Source organism: Achromobacter pestifer, assembly GCF_902859625.1.
GTDB classification, from domain to species: domain Bacteria; phylum Pseudomonadota; class Gammaproteobacteria; order Burkholderiales; family Burkholderiaceae_B; genus Achromobacter; species Achromobacter pestifer.
This window is the reverse complement of the sequence record NZ_CADIJX010000008.1, coordinates 90,275-106,493: the sequence shown is the minus strand read 5'-3', so window position 1 is coordinate 106,493 and position 16,219 is coordinate 90,275. Positions and strand designations below refer to the sequence as shown.

At 65.4% G+C, this 16,219-nt stretch carries 17 protein-coding genes; 11 read left to right on the top strand and 6 right to left on the bottom strand.

Translation table 11 applies throughout. From position 1 onward, the window contains the following. The first annotated feature begins 8 nt into the window (after positions 1–8). The 5 genes from fdhF (at position 9) to HV753_RS25390 (ending at position 7,063) form a co-directional block, all read left to right on the top strand. A complete protein-coding gene (gene fdhF / locus HV753_RS25410) occupies positions 9–2,885 on the top strand; it encodes a formate dehydrogenase subunit alpha (protein WP_175177360.1) in 2,877 nt (958 codons plus the stop codon). Positions 2,886–2,916: 31 nt separating this feature from the next. Then, positions 2,917–3,738 carry a formate dehydrogenase accessory sulfurtransferase FdhD gene (fdhD, locus tag HV753_RS25405; protein ID WP_175177359.1) on the top strand — a complete coding sequence of 274 codons (822 nt, stop codon included), beginning with the start codon at positions 2,917–2,919 and terminating at the stop codon, positions 3,736–3,738. Between the two features lie 18 nt (positions 3,739–3,756). Further along, on the top strand, positions 3,757–4,014 hold the full coding sequence (locus tag HV753_RS25400; protein WP_175177358.1) for a formate dehydrogenase subunit delta: 258 nt from the start codon (positions 3,757–3,759) through the stop codon (positions 4,012–4,014). A 121-nt stretch (positions 4,015–4,135) separates the two neighbouring features. Then, complete coding sequence (locus HV753_RS25395) at positions 4,136–5,803, top strand: OFA family MFS transporter (RefSeq protein WP_175177357.1); 1,668 nt, start codon at positions 4,136–4,138, stop codon at positions 5,801–5,803. A 138-nt stretch (positions 5,804–5,941) separates the two neighbouring features. Next, complete coding sequence (locus HV753_RS25390; RefSeq protein ID WP_175177356.1) at positions 5,942–7,063, top strand: methyltransferase; 1,122 nt, start codon at positions 5,942–5,944, stop codon at positions 7,061–7,063. 69 nt (positions 7,064–7,132) lie between these two features. Here the strand turns inward: HV753_RS25390 and HV753_RS25385 are convergent, their stop codons facing one another. The 3 genes from HV753_RS25385 to HV753_RS25375 are packed head-to-tail and all read right to left on the bottom strand — an operon-like array spanning position 7,133 to position 8,954. After that, positions 7,133–7,825 carry a DUF1345 domain-containing protein gene (locus HV753_RS25385; protein ID WP_175177355.1) on the bottom strand — a complete coding sequence of 231 codons (693 nt, stop codon included), beginning with the start codon at positions 7,823–7,825 and terminating at the stop codon, positions 7,133–7,135. Between the two features lie 32 nt (positions 7,826–7,857). After that, entirely contained in the window at positions 7,858–8,382 is a 525-nt protein-coding gene (locus HV753_RS25380; RefSeq protein ID WP_175177354.1) for a chromate transporter, read from the bottom strand. Beyond that, the gene (locus tag HV753_RS25375) at positions 8,379–8,954 is read right to left on the bottom strand and encodes a chromate transporter (RefSeq protein WP_175177353.1); all 576 of its coding nucleotides are present in this window, start codon (positions 8,952–8,954) and stop codon (positions 8,379–8,381) included. The genes HV753_RS25380 and HV753_RS25375 overlap by 4 nt, the downstream gene beginning before the upstream one ends. A 149-nt stretch (positions 8,955–9,103) precedes the next feature. Here HV753_RS25375 and HV753_RS25370 point away from each other — a divergent pair, with 149 nt between their 5' ends. The 4 genes from HV753_RS25370 (at position 9,104) to HV753_RS25355 (ending at position 11,900) form a co-directional block, all read left to right on the top strand. After that, positions 9,104–10,024 carry a LysR family transcriptional regulator gene (locus HV753_RS25370; RefSeq protein ID WP_175177352.1) on the top strand — a complete coding sequence of 307 codons (921 nt, stop codon included), beginning with the start codon at positions 9,104–9,106 and terminating at the stop codon, positions 10,022–10,024. A 71-nt stretch (positions 10,025–10,095) separates the two neighbouring features. Continuing rightward, complete coding sequence (gene murI / locus HV753_RS25365; protein ID WP_175177351.1) at positions 10,096–10,899, top strand: glutamate racemase; 804 nt, start codon at positions 10,096–10,098, stop codon at positions 10,897–10,899. Between the two features lie 129 nt (positions 10,900–11,028). Beyond that, on the top strand, positions 11,029–11,454 hold the full coding sequence (locus HV753_RS25360; protein WP_175177350.1) for a universal stress protein: 426 nt from the start codon (positions 11,029–11,031) through the stop codon (positions 11,452–11,454). Between the two features lie 17 nt (positions 11,455–11,471). After that, entirely contained in the window at positions 11,472–11,900 is a 429-nt protein-coding gene (locus HV753_RS25355) for a universal stress protein (protein ID WP_175177349.1), read from the top strand. A 16-nt stretch (positions 11,901–11,916) separates the two neighbouring features. Here HV753_RS25355 and HV753_RS25350 read toward each other — a convergent pair whose 3' ends face one another. From HV753_RS25350 to HV753_RS25340, 3 genes are read right to left on the bottom strand one after another with little or no spacing between them, the layout of a single operon-like run. Beyond that, entirely contained in the window at positions 11,917–13,311 is a 1,395-nt protein-coding gene (locus tag HV753_RS25350) for an ATP-binding protein (protein ID WP_175177348.1), read from the bottom strand. Beyond that, positions 13,308–13,970 (bottom strand): response regulator transcription factor, encoded by a 663-nt coding sequence (locus tag HV753_RS25345; protein ID WP_175177347.1) that lies wholly within the window; start codon positions 13,968–13,970, stop codon positions 13,308–13,310. The genes HV753_RS25350 and HV753_RS25345 overlap by 4 nt, the downstream gene beginning before the upstream one ends. Continuing rightward, a complete protein-coding gene (locus HV753_RS25340; protein ID WP_425485931.1) occupies positions 13,970–14,332 on the bottom strand; it encodes a PepSY domain-containing protein in 363 nt (120 codons plus the stop codon). The genes HV753_RS25345 and HV753_RS25340 overlap by 1 nt, the downstream gene beginning before the upstream one ends. 171 nt (positions 14,333–14,503) lie before the next feature. Between HV753_RS25340 and HV753_RS25335 the strand changes: the two genes are divergently transcribed. Continuing rightward, the gene (locus HV753_RS25335) at positions 14,504–14,818 is read left to right on the top strand and encodes a PepSY domain-containing protein (RefSeq protein ID WP_175177346.1); all 315 of its coding nucleotides are present in this window, start codon (positions 14,504–14,506) and stop codon (positions 14,816–14,818) included. A gap of 66 nt (positions 14,819–14,884) precedes the next feature. Next, on the top strand, positions 14,885–16,201 hold the full coding sequence (locus HV753_RS25330; protein WP_175177345.1) for a PQQ-dependent sugar dehydrogenase: 1,317 nt from the start codon (positions 14,885–14,887) through the stop codon (positions 16,199–16,201). Positions 16,202–16,219 lie beyond the last annotated feature (18 nt).

Here is a 16,219-nt window from a genome sequence, read left to right as displayed (position 1 = left end):
AGACCGACATGCTAGAGACCGTCATCAAGCGCGACCGCGACCTGGGCACACCGGAACGGATTTCGGAAAACACCGTCACCCTGACCATCGATGGACAGGAAATCAGCGTCGCCGAAGGCACCTCCCTGATGCGCGCGGCCGCCGAGGCCGGCATCAACATCCCCAAGCTGTGCGCGACTGACAGCCTGGAGCCCTTTGGCTCTTGCCGGCTCTGCCTGGTGCAGATCGAAGGCCGCCGCGGCTATCCGGCATCCTGCACCACGCCGGCCGAGAACGGCATGGTGGTGTACACCGAAACGCCCAAGCTGCACGATCTGCGCCGTGGCGTCATGGAGCTGTACATCTCGGATCACCCGCTGGACTGCCTGACCTGCCCCGCCAATGGCGACTGCGAATTGCAGGACATGGCAGGCGTGGTGGGCCTGCGCAATGTGCGTTACGGCTACGACGGCGCCAACCACCTGAAGGCCGCGACGGACGACTCCAACCCGTACTTCAGCTACGACGCTTCCAAGTGCATTGTCTGCAACCGCTGCGTGCGCGCCTGCGAGGAAACCCAGGGCACCTTTGCCCTGACGATCTCGGGCAAGGGTTTCGAGTCGCGGGTGTCGCCGGGACAAGACCAGCCGTTCCTGGACAGCGAATGCGTGTCCTGCGGCGCCTGCGTGCAAGCCTGTCCGACGTCCACCTTGCAAGAGAAAACCGTCATCATGATGGGTCAGGCCGAGCACTCGGTCGTGACCACCTGCGCCTATTGCGGCGTGGGCTGCGGCTTCAAGGCCGAGATGAAGGGCCAGGAAGTCGTGCGCATGGTGCCGTGGAAAGATGGCCAGGCCAACCGTGGGCACTCCTGCGTGAAGGGCCGCTTCGCCTGGGGCTATGCGACGCACAAGGAACGTGTGCTCAAGCCCATGATCCGCAAGCACATCACGGATTCCTGGAAGGAAGTGTCCTGGGACGAAGCGATCAACTACGCCGCTTCCGAATTCCGCCGCATTCAAAGCCAGTATGGGCGCGACGCAGTGGGCGGCATCACCTCATCACGCTGCACCAACGAAGAAACCTGGCTGGTGCAGAAGCTGGTGCGCGCGGCGTTCGGCACCAATAACGTCGATACCTGCGCGCGCGTGTGCCATTCGCCGACCGGCTACGGCCTGAAGCAGACATTGGGTGAATCCGCCGGCACGCAGACCTTCGATTCGGTGATGCATACCGATGTCGTCATCGTGATGGGTGCCAACCCCAGCAGCGGCCACCCGGTATTCGCCTCGCGCCTGAAGCGCCGGCTGCGCCAGGGCGCGCGCCTGATCGTGATTGATCCGCGCCGCATCGAACTGGTCAGTTCCCCGCACATCAAGGCGGACTTCCACCTGCAAGTGCGGCCCGGCACCAATACCGCGTTGCTGTCGTCGCTGGCCCACGTGATCGCCACCGACGGCCTGATCGATGAGGCTTTCGTGGCTGAACGTTGCGAAGCCAAGGCCTTCAACGAGTGGCGCGATTTCGTGTCACTGCCTGAGAATTCGCCGGAAGCCATGGAGGAAATCACGGGCGTGCCGGCGCAGGCCGTGCGCGGCGCCGCACGCTTGTTCGCCACCGGCGGCAACGGATCCATCTACTACGGCCTGGGCGTGACCGAGCACAGCCAGGGGTCCACCACCGTCATGGCCATCGCCAACCTGGCAATGGCCACCGGCAACATCGGCCGCGAGGGCGTGGGCGTGAATCCGCTGCGCGGGCAGAACAACGTGCAGGGCTCGTGCGACATGGGATCGTTCCCGCACGAACTGCCGGGCTACCGCCATATCTCCGACAATACGGTGCGCGCACAGTTTGAAAAAGACTGGGGCGTGACCTTGCAGCCAGAACCCGGCTTGCGCATTCCGAACATGTTTGAAGCCGCCCTGGGCGGCTCGTTCAAGGGCCTGTACTGCCAGGGCGAAGACATCGTGCAGTCCGACCCCAATACCCAACACGTGGCGGCGTCGCTGGCCGCGATGGAGTGCATCGTGGTGCAGGACTTGTTCCTGAACGAAACCGCCAAGTATGCGCACGTGTTCCTGCCGGGCTCGTCGTTCCTGGAAAAGGACGGCACCTTCACCAATGCAGAACGCCGTATTTCCCGCGTGCGCAAAGTCATGGAACCCAAGAACGGCAAGTCGGACTGGGAAGTGACGGTTGCGCTGTCGAATGCGCTGGGCTACCCCATGAACTACAAGCACCCGCGCGAGATCATGGAAGAGATCGCCCGGCTGACCCCGACGTTCTCGGGCGTCAGCTACGACAAGCTGGACAAGCTGGGCAGCTTGCAATGGCCGTGCAACGACGACGCGCCGGAAGGCACGCCCATCATGCACATCGACACCTTCGTGCGCGGCAAGGGCAAGTTCATGATCACCAAGTACGTGCCGACCGACGAACGCAGCACGCGCCGCTTCCCCCTGCTGCTGACGACGGGCCGCATCCTGTCCCAATACAACGTGGGCGCCCAGACGCGGCGCACGCCCAATGTGATGTGGCATGGCGAAGACGTGCTGGAACTGCATCCGCAGGATGCCGAGGACCGGGGCGTGGCCGAGGGCGATTGGGTCGGCGTTCAGAGCCGCGCGGGCGAGACGGTTCTGCGCGCCACCCTGACCGATCGGGTCCAACCGGGCGTGGTATACACCACGTTCCACTTCCCCGAGTCCGGCGCCAACGTCGTCACCACGGACAACTCCGACTGGGCGACCAACTGTCCCGAATACAAGGTCACGGCCGTGCAGATCACACGGGTGTCCCAGCCTTCGGAATGGCAACGCCAATGGTCCCGCTTTGCGGACATTCAGCAAAAGCTGCTGCGCGAGCGATCGCGCGAAAGCGAAGCGGCGCTGACCGGGAAGTAACCTCCTGCCCGCCACGACCGCCCTGGATGCCATGACCACGCCCCCGACCTCCCGTCCCGACTGCACGCAGATCCAGGTCACGCGCGTGCGGGACGGGGCCATCGCCCCGACCGTCGAGACCGACTTCGTCGCCCTCGAAACCCCGGTGGCGCTGGAATTCAATGGCATCAGCCACGCCACCATGTTGGCCACGCCTGCGGACCTGGAAGACTTTGCCGTGGGCTTCGCCTTGTCGGAAGGCATCATCGAATCCGTCAGCGACGTGCGCGGCATCGATCTGCTGCCGCAATGCGACGGCATCGTCGTGCAATTGGAAATCTCCAGCGCCTGCGAGGTGCGGCTGAAGACGCGCCGCCGCGCCATGGCCGGCCGCACCGGCTGCGGGTTGTGCGGCGTGGAAACCTTGCCGGAAGTCTTGCGCCCGGTGGCGCCCGTCACCAACGGGGCGTCCGTGCGCATTCCCTCCGTGCTGGCGGCCATGCGCGACATGCGCGCCCGCCAGGCGTTGCACGACATCACGGGCGCCACCCATGCGGCAGGCTGGGCCGGCGCGGATGGCGTGGTGGCGCTGGTGCGCGAGGACGTGGGCCGGCACAACGCACTGGACAAGCTGGTCGGCGCGCTGGCACGCCAGGCGATGCATGCCGGCGACGGCATCGTGCTGGTGTCCAGCCGCGCCAGCTTTGAAATGGTGCAGAAGACGGCGGCGGCCGGCGTGGCCGTGCTGGCCGCGGTGTCCGCCCCCACCGACCTGGCCATCCGCCTGGCGCGAGACGCCAATGTCAGCCTGGTCGGATTCCTGCGCAATGACAACGCGACCCTGTATTCCCACCCCGACCGCCTTATCCCCTGAACCGGACCCTTACGCGCAATGGAAATCGGCAATCTGATCCGCATGGCCAATCGCATCGGCCAATTCTTCGACGCCATGCCAGACCGCCCCGAAGCGATGGAAGGCGTGGCCAACCATATCCATAAGTTCTGGGAACCCCGCATGCGCAACGAACTATTGGACTTTCTTGCGCAAAGCCCCGACGGCGATGCCGGCGTGGAACAGTTGCACCCTCTGGTACTGGACGCCGTGACGCAAAACCGCCAGCGCCTGACGCCCGCCCCCCGCGTGGGGTAGCCGGACGCCCGCTTTACCGCAGTCAGTAGGCAGCACGCAGTGACGGATTCAAAAAGAGGCCGCGCAACCGTTCTATTTCCGGTCGGCGCGCGCTATAAAGCCGCACCCCTGAGGAGACTACATGGAAAGCACCGCCACCCTGGACCTGCCCGGCTCAAAGCCGGGCTTCTTTGACAAAGAACGCACCATCGCCGGGCCGGGGTTCTCGCGCTGGCTCGTGCCGCCGGCCGCCCTGGCCATCCATCTATGCATTGGCATGGCCTACGGCTTCTCGGTCTTCTGGCTGCCGTTGTCCAAGATGGTGGGCGGCGCCAAGCCGCTGGCCTGCCCGGCGGATATGAGCCTGGTCGCCGAACTCTTCACGACCAGTTGCGACTGGAAGATTTCGACGATGGGGTGGATGTACACCTTGTTCTTCGTGCTGCTGGGCTGCTCGGCCGCGCTGTGGGGCGGCTGGCTGGAGCGCGCCGGTCCCCGCAAGGCGGGCGTGGTGTCGGCCCTGTGCTGGTGCGGCGGCCTGGTCATCTCGTCCATCGGCGTGTATCTGCACCAGATGTGGATGCTGTGGCTGGGGTCCGGCGTCATTGGCGGCATCGGGCTGGGCCTGGGCTATATCTCGCCCGTCAGCACATTGATCAAGTGGTTTCCCGACCGCCGGGGCATGGCAACCGGCATGGCCATCATGGGCTTCGGCGGCGGCGCGATGATCGGCGCCCCGCTGGCGGACCTGTTGATGCGCCACTTTGCCACCCCGACCTCGCCCGGCGTCTGGCAGACATTCCTGACCATGGCGGTGGTGTATTTCATCTTCATGATGTCTGGCGCCCTGGGCTACCGCGTGCCGCCCACGGGCTGGAAGCCTGAAGGCTGGACGGCCCCGGCCAAGCAAGCCAACAACGCGATGATCACCAAGGGCCACGTCCATGTGAAGCGTGTCTGGGGCGTGCCGCAGTTCTGGCTGGTGTGGCTGGTGCTGTGCCTGAACGTGACGGCGGGCATCGGCATCCTGGGCATGGCGTCCCCCTTGCTGCAAGAGGTGTTCGGCGGAGGCCTGATCAATAAGCCGGAACTGGGCTTTGGCCAGTTGGACAAGGATCAGTTGGCGGCCATCGCCGCCATTGCCGCGGGCTTCACCGGCCTGCTCAGCCTGTTCAACATCGGCGGCCGGTTCTTCTGGGCCAGCCTGTCGGACAAGCTGGGCCGCAAGATGACTTACCTGGTCTTCTTCGTGCTGGGCTTCGTGCTGTATGCCGCCATTCCGTGGACCGCGCATATGGGCGCCCTGGCCTTGTTCGTGGCCGCCTTCTGCGTGATCCTGTCCATGTATGGCGGCGGCTTCGCCACGGTGCCGGCCTATCTGGCCGACCTGTTCGGCACGCAGATGGTGGGCGCCATCCACGGCCGCCTGCTGACGGCGTGGTCGGCAGCGGGCATCTTCGGCCCGGTGCTGGTGAACTACATCCGGGAATACCAGTTGTCGATCGGCGTGCCGCGCGCGCAGGTCTACGACATCACCATGTACATCCTGGCGGGCATGCTGGTGCTGGGCTTCCTGTGCAATCTGGCGATCCGCCCCGTGAACCCCAAGTACTTCATGACGGAAGCAGAACTGGCGCAGGAAAAGGCGCTGGCGCACGAGCGCGCCGCCGCCTCCGAAACCCATGGCGTGAGCACCTCGACGTTCCGCACCCCTGCCGCCCTGGTGATGTTCGCCTGGGCCTGCGTGGGCATCCCGCTGGCCTGGGGCATCTGGATCACGCTGCAAAAGGCGGTCGTCCTGTTCCACTGAGGCCTGTCCGGCCGAGCGGCGCCTCACGGCGCCGCACCGCCCCGGGGCGCGAAGCTGCTACATTGGCAGCCCGCGCCTTTTCTTTTTATATTCCCTCATGATCCTGCCCCGTCCCCCCGTCCTTGCTGGAGCGTCACGTTGAGCGCCCCCGAATTGCACTGGGAAGAACAAGATGTCCCCCATTCCGCCCGCTGGCGCTCTGAAACCGGCGCGACGCCGCCCAAGCGCGTGGTGGTGGTGGACGACACCCTGACCGCGGACATGGCCTACCGCCAGGCCTGCGAAGGCGTGGGCCTGCTGTGGCGCGGCGACTTCCAGAATGCGCGCCTGCTGCTGCAAGCGATGACCCGGCGCGTGGACAAGCGGCCCCGCAAACCCGTGGACACCTTGCTGGAAGCCTTCAACCAGCATCGCCAGATCCAATCGCAACGCGCCCGCATCCTGGGCATGCTGCTGATTCCGTTTGACGCCGGCCACGGCATTTCGCTGCGCCGCGCGCCCGACGCGCGACAAGCCTGCGAAGAAGCCCACGGCCCCGCCGATGAGCCCTATGTGGCGTCGTTGCGTGAATTGCTGGGCCTGATCGGCGCCTTTGAATGGCGCAAGAAGGGCGTGGAGATTCCCGTCCTGAACAACCGCATCCACCCGCACTACGGCGTGTTTTCCCCGCTGCGCGGCGAGTATGTGGAATTGGTGGCGAACACCCCGATGCCGCGAGGCAGCGTGGCCTTCGATATCGGCACCGGCACCGGCGTCCTGGCCGCCGTGATCGCACGCCGTGGCGGCAAGCGCGTCATCGGCACCGACCAGGATCCGCGCGCGCTGGCTTGCGCCCGCGAGAACATTGAGCGGCTGGGCCTGGATAAGCAGGTCGACATCGTTGAGGCCGACCTGTTCCCGGAAGGCCGGGTCTCGCTGATCGTCTGCAATCCGCCGTGGCTGCCCGCACGCCCCAGCTCGCCTGTCGAGCATGCCGTCTATGACCCCGACAGTCGCATGCTGCGCGGTTTCCTCAACGGGCTGACCGCGCATCTGACGCCCAATGGTGAAGGCTGGCTGATCCTGTCGGACCTGGCCGAACACCTGGGCCTGCGCACGCACGAAGCGTTGCTTGAGATGATCCAGCAAGCCGGCTTGCGCGTCGTCGAACGCATCGACACGCGCCCCACGCATAGCCGCGCGAAAGACCCGAGCGACCCGCTGTACGCGGCCCGCTCGAAAGAAGTCACGTCATTGTGGAGATTGGCCGCAGCGGCCTGATCGCTGCGCAAGGCGTGCGCGGCGTGGGGGTCCCTTTCCCCCGCCGCAGCGTGGGGGTCATCCTTTTTTTCAGGCTTTTCCCGCCGCCACGTTGACGCTGATCGCGATGATGAAGACATTGAAGAAGAAGGCGATGACGCTGTGCATCAGCGCCATCCGCCGCACGCGCCGGTTGATGATTTGCACATCAGACACCTGGAACGTCATGCCCAGCACCAGCGCGAAATACGCGAAATCCCAGTAGTCGGGTTCGTCCGTTCCGGGAAAGTCCAACCCCTTGTGCGTGTCGGTTCGATGGCCGTAATAGCTGTGCGCATAGTGCAGCGCGAAGATCATGTTCATGTAAAGCCAGGACATCACGATGGTGGTGGCGGCGGCCAGCATGTCCACCACGCCACCCGTGTTGCTTTCGCCGCGCAGTTCCACCCATAGCGACACCATCACCATGCAGGACAGTGCCACGCTGCTCCACAGCACGCCGAAACGTCCCACGTCCTGCTGCTTGGCATGCACGCGCATGGACGCCGGGGTGGTCTGGCCAAACACCCTGGCCGTCAGCAGCAGGAACACCAGCGCGGCGGCGTCAAAGCCTAGCAGCAGCGCCAGGCTGGGCGAACGGCCCAGGGCATAAGCCGTGCCGCCCGCCACCACGAACAGCAGACCGCACAACACCAACCGCCGATGAGCATGAAAGAACGGCAGGCTGTCCACGGATGCGACGCGATCTTCGGCTTGCGGATCTTCGGGAATCGGCTTGGTCATGGGGGCTCCTACGCGCGGCAAGAGCTCTAACGCTAACCGATCGCCACCAAACCCACCAGCGCGCCGCCGAACAGCAGCCACAGCGGATGGATACGGGTGACGCTGCCCAGCAATGCCACCACGGCGGTGATCGCCCCCAGCAGCCATGTATGCGCCGAAGCCTCGGTGATCAGCGACGCGCTGGCGGCGACGAGCCCGACGGTCATGGGGAAGATGCCGGCCTGGATGACGCCGCGCCACGGACGGTCCTTGAAGCGTTCCCACAAGCCCAGCGCCAGGATGGTGATCAGTGAAGAGGGGCCGAACTTGGCAATGGTCGTCACCAGCATGCCCCACCATCCGGCCACATGCCAACCCACCAGCGTGACCACCATCAGGTTGGGTCCGGGCGCCGCCTGCCCCAAGGCGAACAGCGCCGAAAAATCAGCTGCCGTCATCCAGCCGTGCACCTCCACGACCTGACGCTGCATTTCAGGCAGGATGGTATTGCCGCCGCCAAACGCCAGTACCGACAATTGGGAAAAAATCAGGGCTAACGCGATCAGGGTATGAATCATCGACGTTGCCTCCAGACCAGCAGGATGCTCAACGGCGTCAGCACCGCCATCGTCGGCAGCAGCGGAATGCGCAGCACGGCGATGGCCACGAAACAGACCGTCGCCACGACGCCGGCCAGCCAGTCGCGGCGCTTGATGACGGGCACGCCCACCTTCACTGCCATTGAAATCAGCAAGCCCGCTGCCGCAGCCGCCAAACCCGCGAACAAATGCTGAATGTGGGGGTCGCTCTGGAACCGGTCATACACCATGCCCAGCATGATCACGATGGCGGACGGCGCCAGGATCAGGCCCATCAGCGCCGCGAACGCACCGCGCGGGCCGCGGAATTTCATCCCCAGCGCGACCGACAAGTTGATGATGTTGCCGCCCGGCAGGAACTGGCACAGGCCCAGCAGATCGGTGAACTCCGGCCCGCTGAGCCAGCGGTGCTTTTCGACCACCATGCGGCGAGCCAGCGGCAGCGCACCGCCAAAAGCCGTCAGGCCGAGCATGAGGAATCCGTAGAACAACTGCCCGCAAGTGGGCGGAGGCCGAAGTCCGGCCTCGGTGGTGGGGGGTGCTGCATTCATATTGTGATGCCCGGTCGGGAACCGGTGGACGAAAGGACTGGGACGGGCGCGTCGCCGCGCCAGAATAAGGAAATAACGACATCGCAGCCTACTCTTCGCCTTAGATAATGTCTAATATATGACTAACCATAAAATCATATTCATTGCATATGGCATCAGTCGATCTGCGTCTTCTCCGCTACTTCCTGGCGGTTGCCGAGGAATCCCACCTGACCAAGGCCGCGGCCCGGCTGGGCATCCGCCAGCCGCCGCTTAGCCAACAGATCCGCGTGCTGGAACAGGAGCTGGGCGTCACCTTGTTCCACCGGCTGCCGCGCGGCATGGAGCTGACGGAAAGCGGCCGGGCCCTGGTTGACGACGCACGCAACATCATCGCGCTGGTGGATCAGGCGGTGGATGGGGTGCGCCGCGTCTCCCAAGGCGAAGCCGGACGGCTGACGGTCGGGTTCACCGGGTCAGCCGCCTTTCACCCATTTGTGCCATCGGTCATTCGACGGTTCCGCGAAAGCGCGCCGAACGTGCGGTTGGTGCTTGAGGAAAGCAGCACGGGCGAACTGCGTGAAGCCGTCAGCGAAGGCCGCGTGGACGTGGCCTTCATCCGGGGCTCGTATGGAACCGGCCCCGGCGTGGTTGAGGAAACCGTGCTGGAAGAAACGATGCTGGCGGCGTTTCCCGCAGATCATCCCGCCGTCAAGGGCCGCGCACGGCAGCACATCGCGTTATCCGAACTGGCCGAGGAATCCCTGATCCTGTACCGCCGCCACAGCGGCCCCGGGCTGTATGACGCCATCATCACGGCGTGCAGCGCATCGGGCTTCAGCCCCCGCATCGCGCAGGAAGCGCCGCGCATGTTGTCCACACTGAGCCTGGTGGCAGCCGGCCTGGGCGTGTCGCTGGTGCCTGCGTCCCTGCGCCGCGTCAACATCGAAGGCGTCGTGTACGTCAGCGTGACCGATCCGGTGGAACTGCGCGCCCCCTTGAACCTGATCTGGCGCGACGCGCCACAGTCCGGCGCCACCCGCAAACTGATCGAGGAAGTCCGCCGCCACCGCGCGCAAGAGGCGAACTAACCCCGTATGCCGCGCCGATCCGCACAGGCCGGCGCTACACTGCCGAACACCCGCATCCCGCCCTTCCCACCATGCTTTCCGAATCTCCCATCGGCGTATATGACTCTGGCGTCGGCGGCCTGAGCGTATTGCGCGCGATCCGCGATGCCCTGCCCCACGAATCGCTGCTGTACGTGGCCGATTCCGCCCATGTCCCTTATGGCGAAAAAACGCAGTCCTTTGTCGAACAGCGCGCCCAGGCGCTGACCGATTACTTCGTGTCGCGGCAGGCGAAAGCCGTGGTGGTGGCCTGCAATACCGCCACCGCGGCGGCCATCGCGCAATTGCGGCGGCGCCATCCGGACCTGATCATCATCGGCGTGGAACCCGCCATCAAACCCGCGGCGCACCTGACGCATAGCGGCGTGGTGGGCGTATTCGCCACCACGGGCACCCTGGCCAGCCCCAAGTTCGCCGCGCTGGTTCAGCGTGAGGCGCCCGAGGTCCGCATTCTGTTGCGCCCCTGCCCGGAATGGGTCAGGCTGGTCGAACAAGGCGAACTGACCGGCCCTCGGATCGAAGCCGCCGTGCGCACGCCCGTGGCGGAGTTGCGCGATGCCGGCGCCGACGTGCTGGTGCTGGGCTGCACGCACTTCCCCTTCCTGCGGGACGCGATTCAGGCGGCGGCTGGCCCCGGCGTGCCCCTGCTGGACACCGGCGCCCCCGTGGCGCGCTGGTTGCGGCACCAATTGCAGGAACGCGGCCTGCTGCGCTCGACGGGCGTGGGCGCCATGCAGTTGGAAACCACCGGAAGCGCGCTCGCGCTGGCGCCGCTGGCCAGCCGTCTGCTGGGCACACAGGTGGACGCGGCGGTCACGCCCGAACGCTGGCGCTGACAGGGGCCAACGCAAACGGCGAGCACCCGGATTGATCCTGCGCATTCCGTGAACGGTGAAACTGGCGAATAATTCAAATAAAGTAGAACGCTCCGCCTCCCGCGGCTCGCACCTAACAAGGAGACGACGATGAAACGCATCCTGATCCCGGTGGATGGCTCGCAACCCGCCATTCATGCCGTCCAAGCCCTGCTGGCGGCACGTGCCTACGATCCCGTCGAACGGGTGGACCTGCTCAGCGTCCAGATTCCCTTGAAATCCGGCAAGATCGGCCGCGGCCTGTCACAAGCCGAGATCGACGCCTATTACCAGGACGAAGGCCGCACCGCGCTGCAAGAAGCCAGCAGCCTGTTGTCGCAAGCCGGCGTGCCCTTTGAGGCCCGCGTCGAGATCGGCGCCGCTGCCGACACCATCGTCCGCATCGCCGACGAAACAGGGGCCGACGAAATCTACATGGGCTCGCGTGGCCTGGGTTCCGTCTCGTCACTGTTCATGGGGTCGGTCGCCACTCGCGTCCTGCACCTGACGGAATTGCCCGTCACGCTCGTCAAGTAACGCATCAAGGAGCATCCATGCTGAACATCCTGGTCCCCGTCGACGGCTCCGACAATGCCAACCGCGCGGTGCTGTACGCCCGGCAACTGGCGCAAGGCGCGACGTCGGCACGCATCCACCTGATCAACGTGCAAACGCCCACGCAGGGGCGCGCGGGCATTTCTCGGTTGATCACGCAAGACATGATCGACGAGTTCTACGCCCGTGAAGGCCAAGAGGCCACCAACGAGGCGCGACAGTTGCTGGACGTGGCCGGCGTCGACTACACCAGCCACGTCGAATTTGGTCACGCCGCCACCGAAATCACCGGCTACGCGCGCGATCACGGCTGCACGCGAATCGTGATGGGCTCGCGCGGCAACGGCACGCTGGCGAACATCCTGATCGGCTCGGTGGCCAATCAGGTGCTGCAACTGGCCGACGTGCCCGTCACGCTGGTGAAGTAGCGCGCTCGGGCGGTACTCAGGCGGCGGGCAGCCACAAGGACACGCGCAGCCCGCCCAACGGCGAACGTCCGGCGCGAACCTCGCCCCCATACGTGCTGGCCAGATCGCGCACGATGTCCAGCCCCAGGCCCGATCCGGGCAACTGTTCATCCATGCGCACGCCCCGCAGGAAAATGCGTTCGCGTTCGTGATCCTCGATGCCCGGGCCGTCATCATCTATGTGCAGCACCAAGCGTCCTGCGTCCACGGGCTCGGCCGTGATCTTGACCAGGCTGGCCGCCCATTTGCAGGCATTGTCCAGCAGATTGCCCAGCATCTCTTGCAAGTCCTGCTGTTCGCCGCGGAACACCATCCCGGCGGAAATACCCGCCATCCCGATACGCAGATCGCGCTGCGCGTACAAGCGTTGCATGACACGCACCAGCCCCTGCACCGCGTCCAGCAAGGGCGCGCGGCCATCGGCGGCGCCCGACGACGCGGCGGCCCGGGCACGCGCCAGGTGGTAGTCGATCTGGCGGTTGGCCATCGCCACCTGCTCGTCCACCAGCGAGGCCGGCACGCTGCCATCGCGTGACGCCGCATTGGCCAGGATCGTCAGCGGCGTCTTGACCGCATGCGCCAGATTGCCGGCCTGGGTCCGCGCACGCTGCACGATCTCGGCGTTCATCGCCAACACCTTGTTGAAGTCATCCACCAACGGTTGGATTTCGCTGGGGAAGCGGCCTTCAATGCGGCTGCTGTCGCCGGCATTCTGTTTGGCCAATTGACGCCGCAACCGCGCCAGCGGCCGCAGGCCCACCACCACTTGAACCACCGCCGCCGCCGTCAGCCCGACGGCAAGCGCACCCAGCGCGATCGCCAGCATGTGGTTGAAGCGGCCAATGGGCTCCGCCAGCACGCGGCGGTCAGCCGCCACCACCAGGCGCAAGGGTGCCGCGTCTTCCTCGGCAGGTTTCAGTATGCGCGCCACTGCCGACAGGCCACGCCCGGCGGGCCCGGCAATGTCATAGGTCTGGTCGCCGGCCTGGGGATCCCGTTGCGGCGCCAGCGCCTGGGTTTCCAGCGTTTGATCCCACAACGAACGCGAACGCGCCGCGCCGATGATCGCGGGCTGGCCAGCGTCGGCCAACCGATCCACCTGCCAATACAGGCCGGACAGCGGCTGCTCCAATCGTGGATCGTTTGGCGGCGGGTCCACCACCGGACGCCCATCCGCGCCGACATTGACCGCGGCCGTCAGCTGATTCAGGTGCAAGGTAAGTTCGGCCTGCAATTGCTGGGTGATGTGCTGGCGGAACAAACTGGCCAGCCCCCAGCCGGCCAAGGCCACGGACACCAGGATCCAGGCCAGCGTGCCGGCCAGCAGCCGCAGCCGCAGTGACCCCAGCCCCCCTGCGCGAACCGGTTTCATCCCTGGGCCGCCAAGCGGTAGCCCAGCCCGCGAACGGTCTCGATGGTGTCGGGTGGCAGCTTCTTGCGCAGCCGGGCGATGAACACGTCGATGGTGTTGGAGTCGCGGTCGAAATCCTGCGCGTAGATGTGTTCGACCAGCTCCGTGCGTGACACGACCTCGCCCGCGCGCTGCATCAGCACCGACAACACCTTGAATTCATGGCTGGTCAGGGTCAGCGCCTGGCCGTCTATCGTGACCTTGGCCTGGCGAGTGTCCAGCATGAGGGGGCCGCAGCGCCATTGCGCACTGGCATGCGCCGTACTGCGCCGCAACAGCGCGCGCACTCGGGCCAGCAGCTCTTCCATGTGGAAGGGTTTGGTCAGATAGTCGTCCGCGCCGGCGTCGATGCCGGCCACCTTTTCGTGCCAGTTGTCGCGCGCGGTCAGGATCAGCACGGGCATGTTGCGCTGGGCGGCACGCCACTGCTTCAACACCGTCAATCCGTCCATGACGGGCAGGCCCAGATCCAGCACCACCGCGTCGAACGCTTCGACGTCGCCCAGGTAGCGGGCCGATTCACCGTCGCCCGACACGTCCACCGCATAGCCCGCGCCGCGCAGCGCTTCGGCCAATTGGCCGGCCAACGTGGGTTCGTCTTCCACCACCAGTATGCGCATCAGTCCTTGCCCTTGAATTTGATGTCGCGGCCCTTGACGGCCAATAGCGTCCCGTCGCGTGCGTCGATCTTCAGCTTGAGGATGCCGCCGCCGCTTTGCAGCACTCGGATCTCATAGATGAATTCGTCATCGTCCTCTTCAAATTCGACCTTGACCACCTGCCCGGGAAAATCGCGTTCAACGATGTCCAGCACCGCGCCCAATGGCAATACCTTGCCGGCTTCCAGGGCCTGACGGGCCCGCTCGTGGTCGCTATCGCCGGCCAGCCCGCTGACCGGCCCGGTGATGAGCGCGAACGCCAACGCGCAGCCGGACAACACGATGCCGCTGCGTTTGCGTCGGGTCAGGGGGGGCTGCCGCAATGCCGGGCCTCTTTGAAGAATTAGGGGATGGATCGTCTTTTATACCGCGCCGAGGATGAACCGGACATGAACAGCGGCTTCAGAAAAGGTTCATGCGCCAACCCGAATAATGGACGCAGGGTCGAAACAGCGGCCTGCATTTCCCTTACTTCATCCTAGGAGCTACCCATCATGACGCGCATTCAAAAAACCCTGGCTGCAATGGCTATCGGCGCTTCCGCCCTGGTCGCTGGCACCGCCGCCCACGCGCAGGCCGCCGCACCAGCCGCGACCGCGCCCGCCGCCACCAGCCCCGCCGCACCGATGCTGACGATCCGCCAGGTCTACGACAAGATGGAAGCCGCCGGCTACCGCAATATCTCCGAGATCGAACGCTCAAGCAAGCACGGATACGAGGTCAAGGCCTACGACCCGCAAGGCCAGCGTGTGAAGCTGCATGTCGACCCGCAATCGGGTGCGGTCACGCGCAGCCGCTTCGACGATTGAATACGGCGCGCGGCGCACCTGCGGTATCGGTATGATGGGACGCACAGATAGCCCTGGAGTCGCATCATGCTTACTCTACGTGTCCTGGCAGCGGCCAGCCTGACGCTGGCCGCGCTAAGCGCCTGCGGCGAAGTTGCCACCCTGCCCGTCGAAGCGGGCATGGGCCCGACCCCGCAACTGCCCGTCCCCAATACCACGCTGATTCCCACCGTCAATACGGCGAAGGCAGTCGGCTGGGCCGCGGATGCCCGGCCCACGGCGGCCAGCGGCCTGACGGTCAACGCCTTCGCCATCGGACTGGATCATCCGCGCTGGCTGTATGTGCTGCCCAATGGCGACGTGTTGGTCGCCGAGACCAATGCGCCGCCAAAGCCCGAAGAAGCCTCCGGCGGACTGAAGGACTGGGCTGCGGGCATCGTGATGAAACGCGCGGGTGCCCGTACCGCCAGCGCCAACCGCATCACCTTGTTGCGGGACGCCGACCACGATGGCATCGCGGAGGTGCGCAGCGTGTTGCTGCAAGGCTTGAATTCGCCTTTCGGCATGGCACTGATCGGCAATCAGCTGTACGTGGCCAACGCCGACGCCGTGCTGCGTTTTCCGTATGAGCCCGGCCAGACGCAGATTTCGGCTGCCGGGGTGAAAGTCACCGACCTGCCCGCCGGCATCAACCACCACTGGACCAAGAACCTGATCGCCAGCCCCGATGGCCGCAAGCTGTACGTCTCGGTGGGGTCCAACAGCAATGTCGCGGAAAATGGCATGGACATCGAAGAAGGCCGTGCCGCCATCTGGGAAATCGACGTAGCCAGCGGCGCCAAGCGGCTGTATGCCACCGGTTTACGCAACCCGGTCGGCATGGCCTGGGCGCCCGACGGCAAGACCTTGTGGACCGCGGTGAACGAACGCGACGAACTGGGCAGCGACCTGGTGCCCGACTACATGACGTCGGTGCGCGATGGCGGCTTCTATGGCTGGCCGTACAGCTATTTCGGGCAGCACGTGGACACCCGCGTCACACCGGCGCGGCCAGACCTGGTGGCGCGCGCCATCGTGCCCGATTACGCGCTGGGTCCACACACGGCGTCATTGGGCCTGGCCTGGTCGGCCAACAGCCGGCTGCCTGCCCCCTTCGCGGGCGGCATGTTCGTGGGTCAGCATGGCTCGTGGAACCGTGATCCTCGCAGCGGCTACAAGGTCATCTTCGTGCCGTTCGCCAATGGCACGCCCGACGGCGCGGCCCGTGATGTGCTGACGGGCTTTCTGAACACCAGTGGTCAGGCGCAAGGCCGCCCGGTGGGCGTGGCTGTCGATGGCCAGGGCGATCTGCTGGTGGCGGACGACGTGGGCAATGTGATCTGGCGCGTCAGCCCCAAACTGTAATGCTTGGCGGGACGACGC

Bases quoted from the DNA above. Each gene is read 5' to 3' on its own strand.
- fdhF (WP_175177360.1), top strand. From the start codon at position 9: ATGCTAGAGACCGTCATCAAGCGCGACCGCGACCTGGGCACACCGGAA.
- fdhD (WP_175177359.1), top strand. From the start codon at position 2,917: ATGACCACGCCCCCGACCTCCCGTCCCGACTGCACGCAGATCCAGGTC.
- HV753_RS25400 (WP_175177358.1), top strand. From the start codon at position 3,757: ATGGAAATCGGCAATCTGATCCGCATGGCCAATCGCATCGGCCAATTC.
- HV753_RS25395 (WP_175177357.1), top strand. From the start codon at position 4,136: ATGGAAAGCACCGCCACCCTGGACCTGCCCGGCTCAAAGCCGGGCTTC.
- HV753_RS25385 (WP_175177355.1), bottom strand. From the start codon at position 7,825: ATGACCAAGCCGATTCCCGAAGATCCGCAAGCCGAAGATCGCGTCGCA.
- HV753_RS25380 (WP_175177354.1), bottom strand. From the start codon at position 8,382: ATGATTCATACCCTGATCGCGTTAGCCCTGATTTTTTCCCAATTGTCG.
- HV753_RS25375 (WP_175177353.1), bottom strand. From the start codon at position 8,954: ATGAATGCAGCACCCCCCACCACCGAGGCCGGACTTCGGCCTCCGCCC.
- HV753_RS25370 (WP_175177352.1), top strand. From the start codon at position 9,104: ATGGCATCAGTCGATCTGCGTCTTCTCCGCTACTTCCTGGCGGTTGCC.
- murI (WP_175177351.1), top strand. From the start codon at position 10,096: ATGCTTTCCGAATCTCCCATCGGCGTATATGACTCTGGCGTCGGCGGC.
- HV753_RS25360 (WP_175177350.1), top strand. From the start codon at position 11,029: ATGAAACGCATCCTGATCCCGGTGGATGGCTCGCAACCCGCCATTCAT.
- HV753_RS25355 (WP_175177349.1), top strand. From the start codon at position 11,472: ATGCTGAACATCCTGGTCCCCGTCGACGGCTCCGACAATGCCAACCGC.
- HV753_RS25350 (WP_175177348.1), bottom strand. From the start codon at position 13,311: ATGAAACCGGTTCGCGCAGGGGGGCTGGGGTCACTGCGGCTGCGGCTG.
- HV753_RS25345 (WP_175177347.1), bottom strand. From the start codon at position 13,970: ATGCGCATACTGGTGGTGGAAGACGAACCCACGTTGGCCGGCCAATTG.
- HV753_RS25335 (WP_175177346.1), top strand. From the start codon at position 14,504: ATGACGCGCATTCAAAAAACCCTGGCTGCAATGGCTATCGGCGCTTCC.
- HV753_RS25330 (WP_175177345.1), top strand. From the start codon at position 14,885: ATGCTTACTCTACGTGTCCTGGCAGCGGCCAGCCTGACGCTGGCCGCG.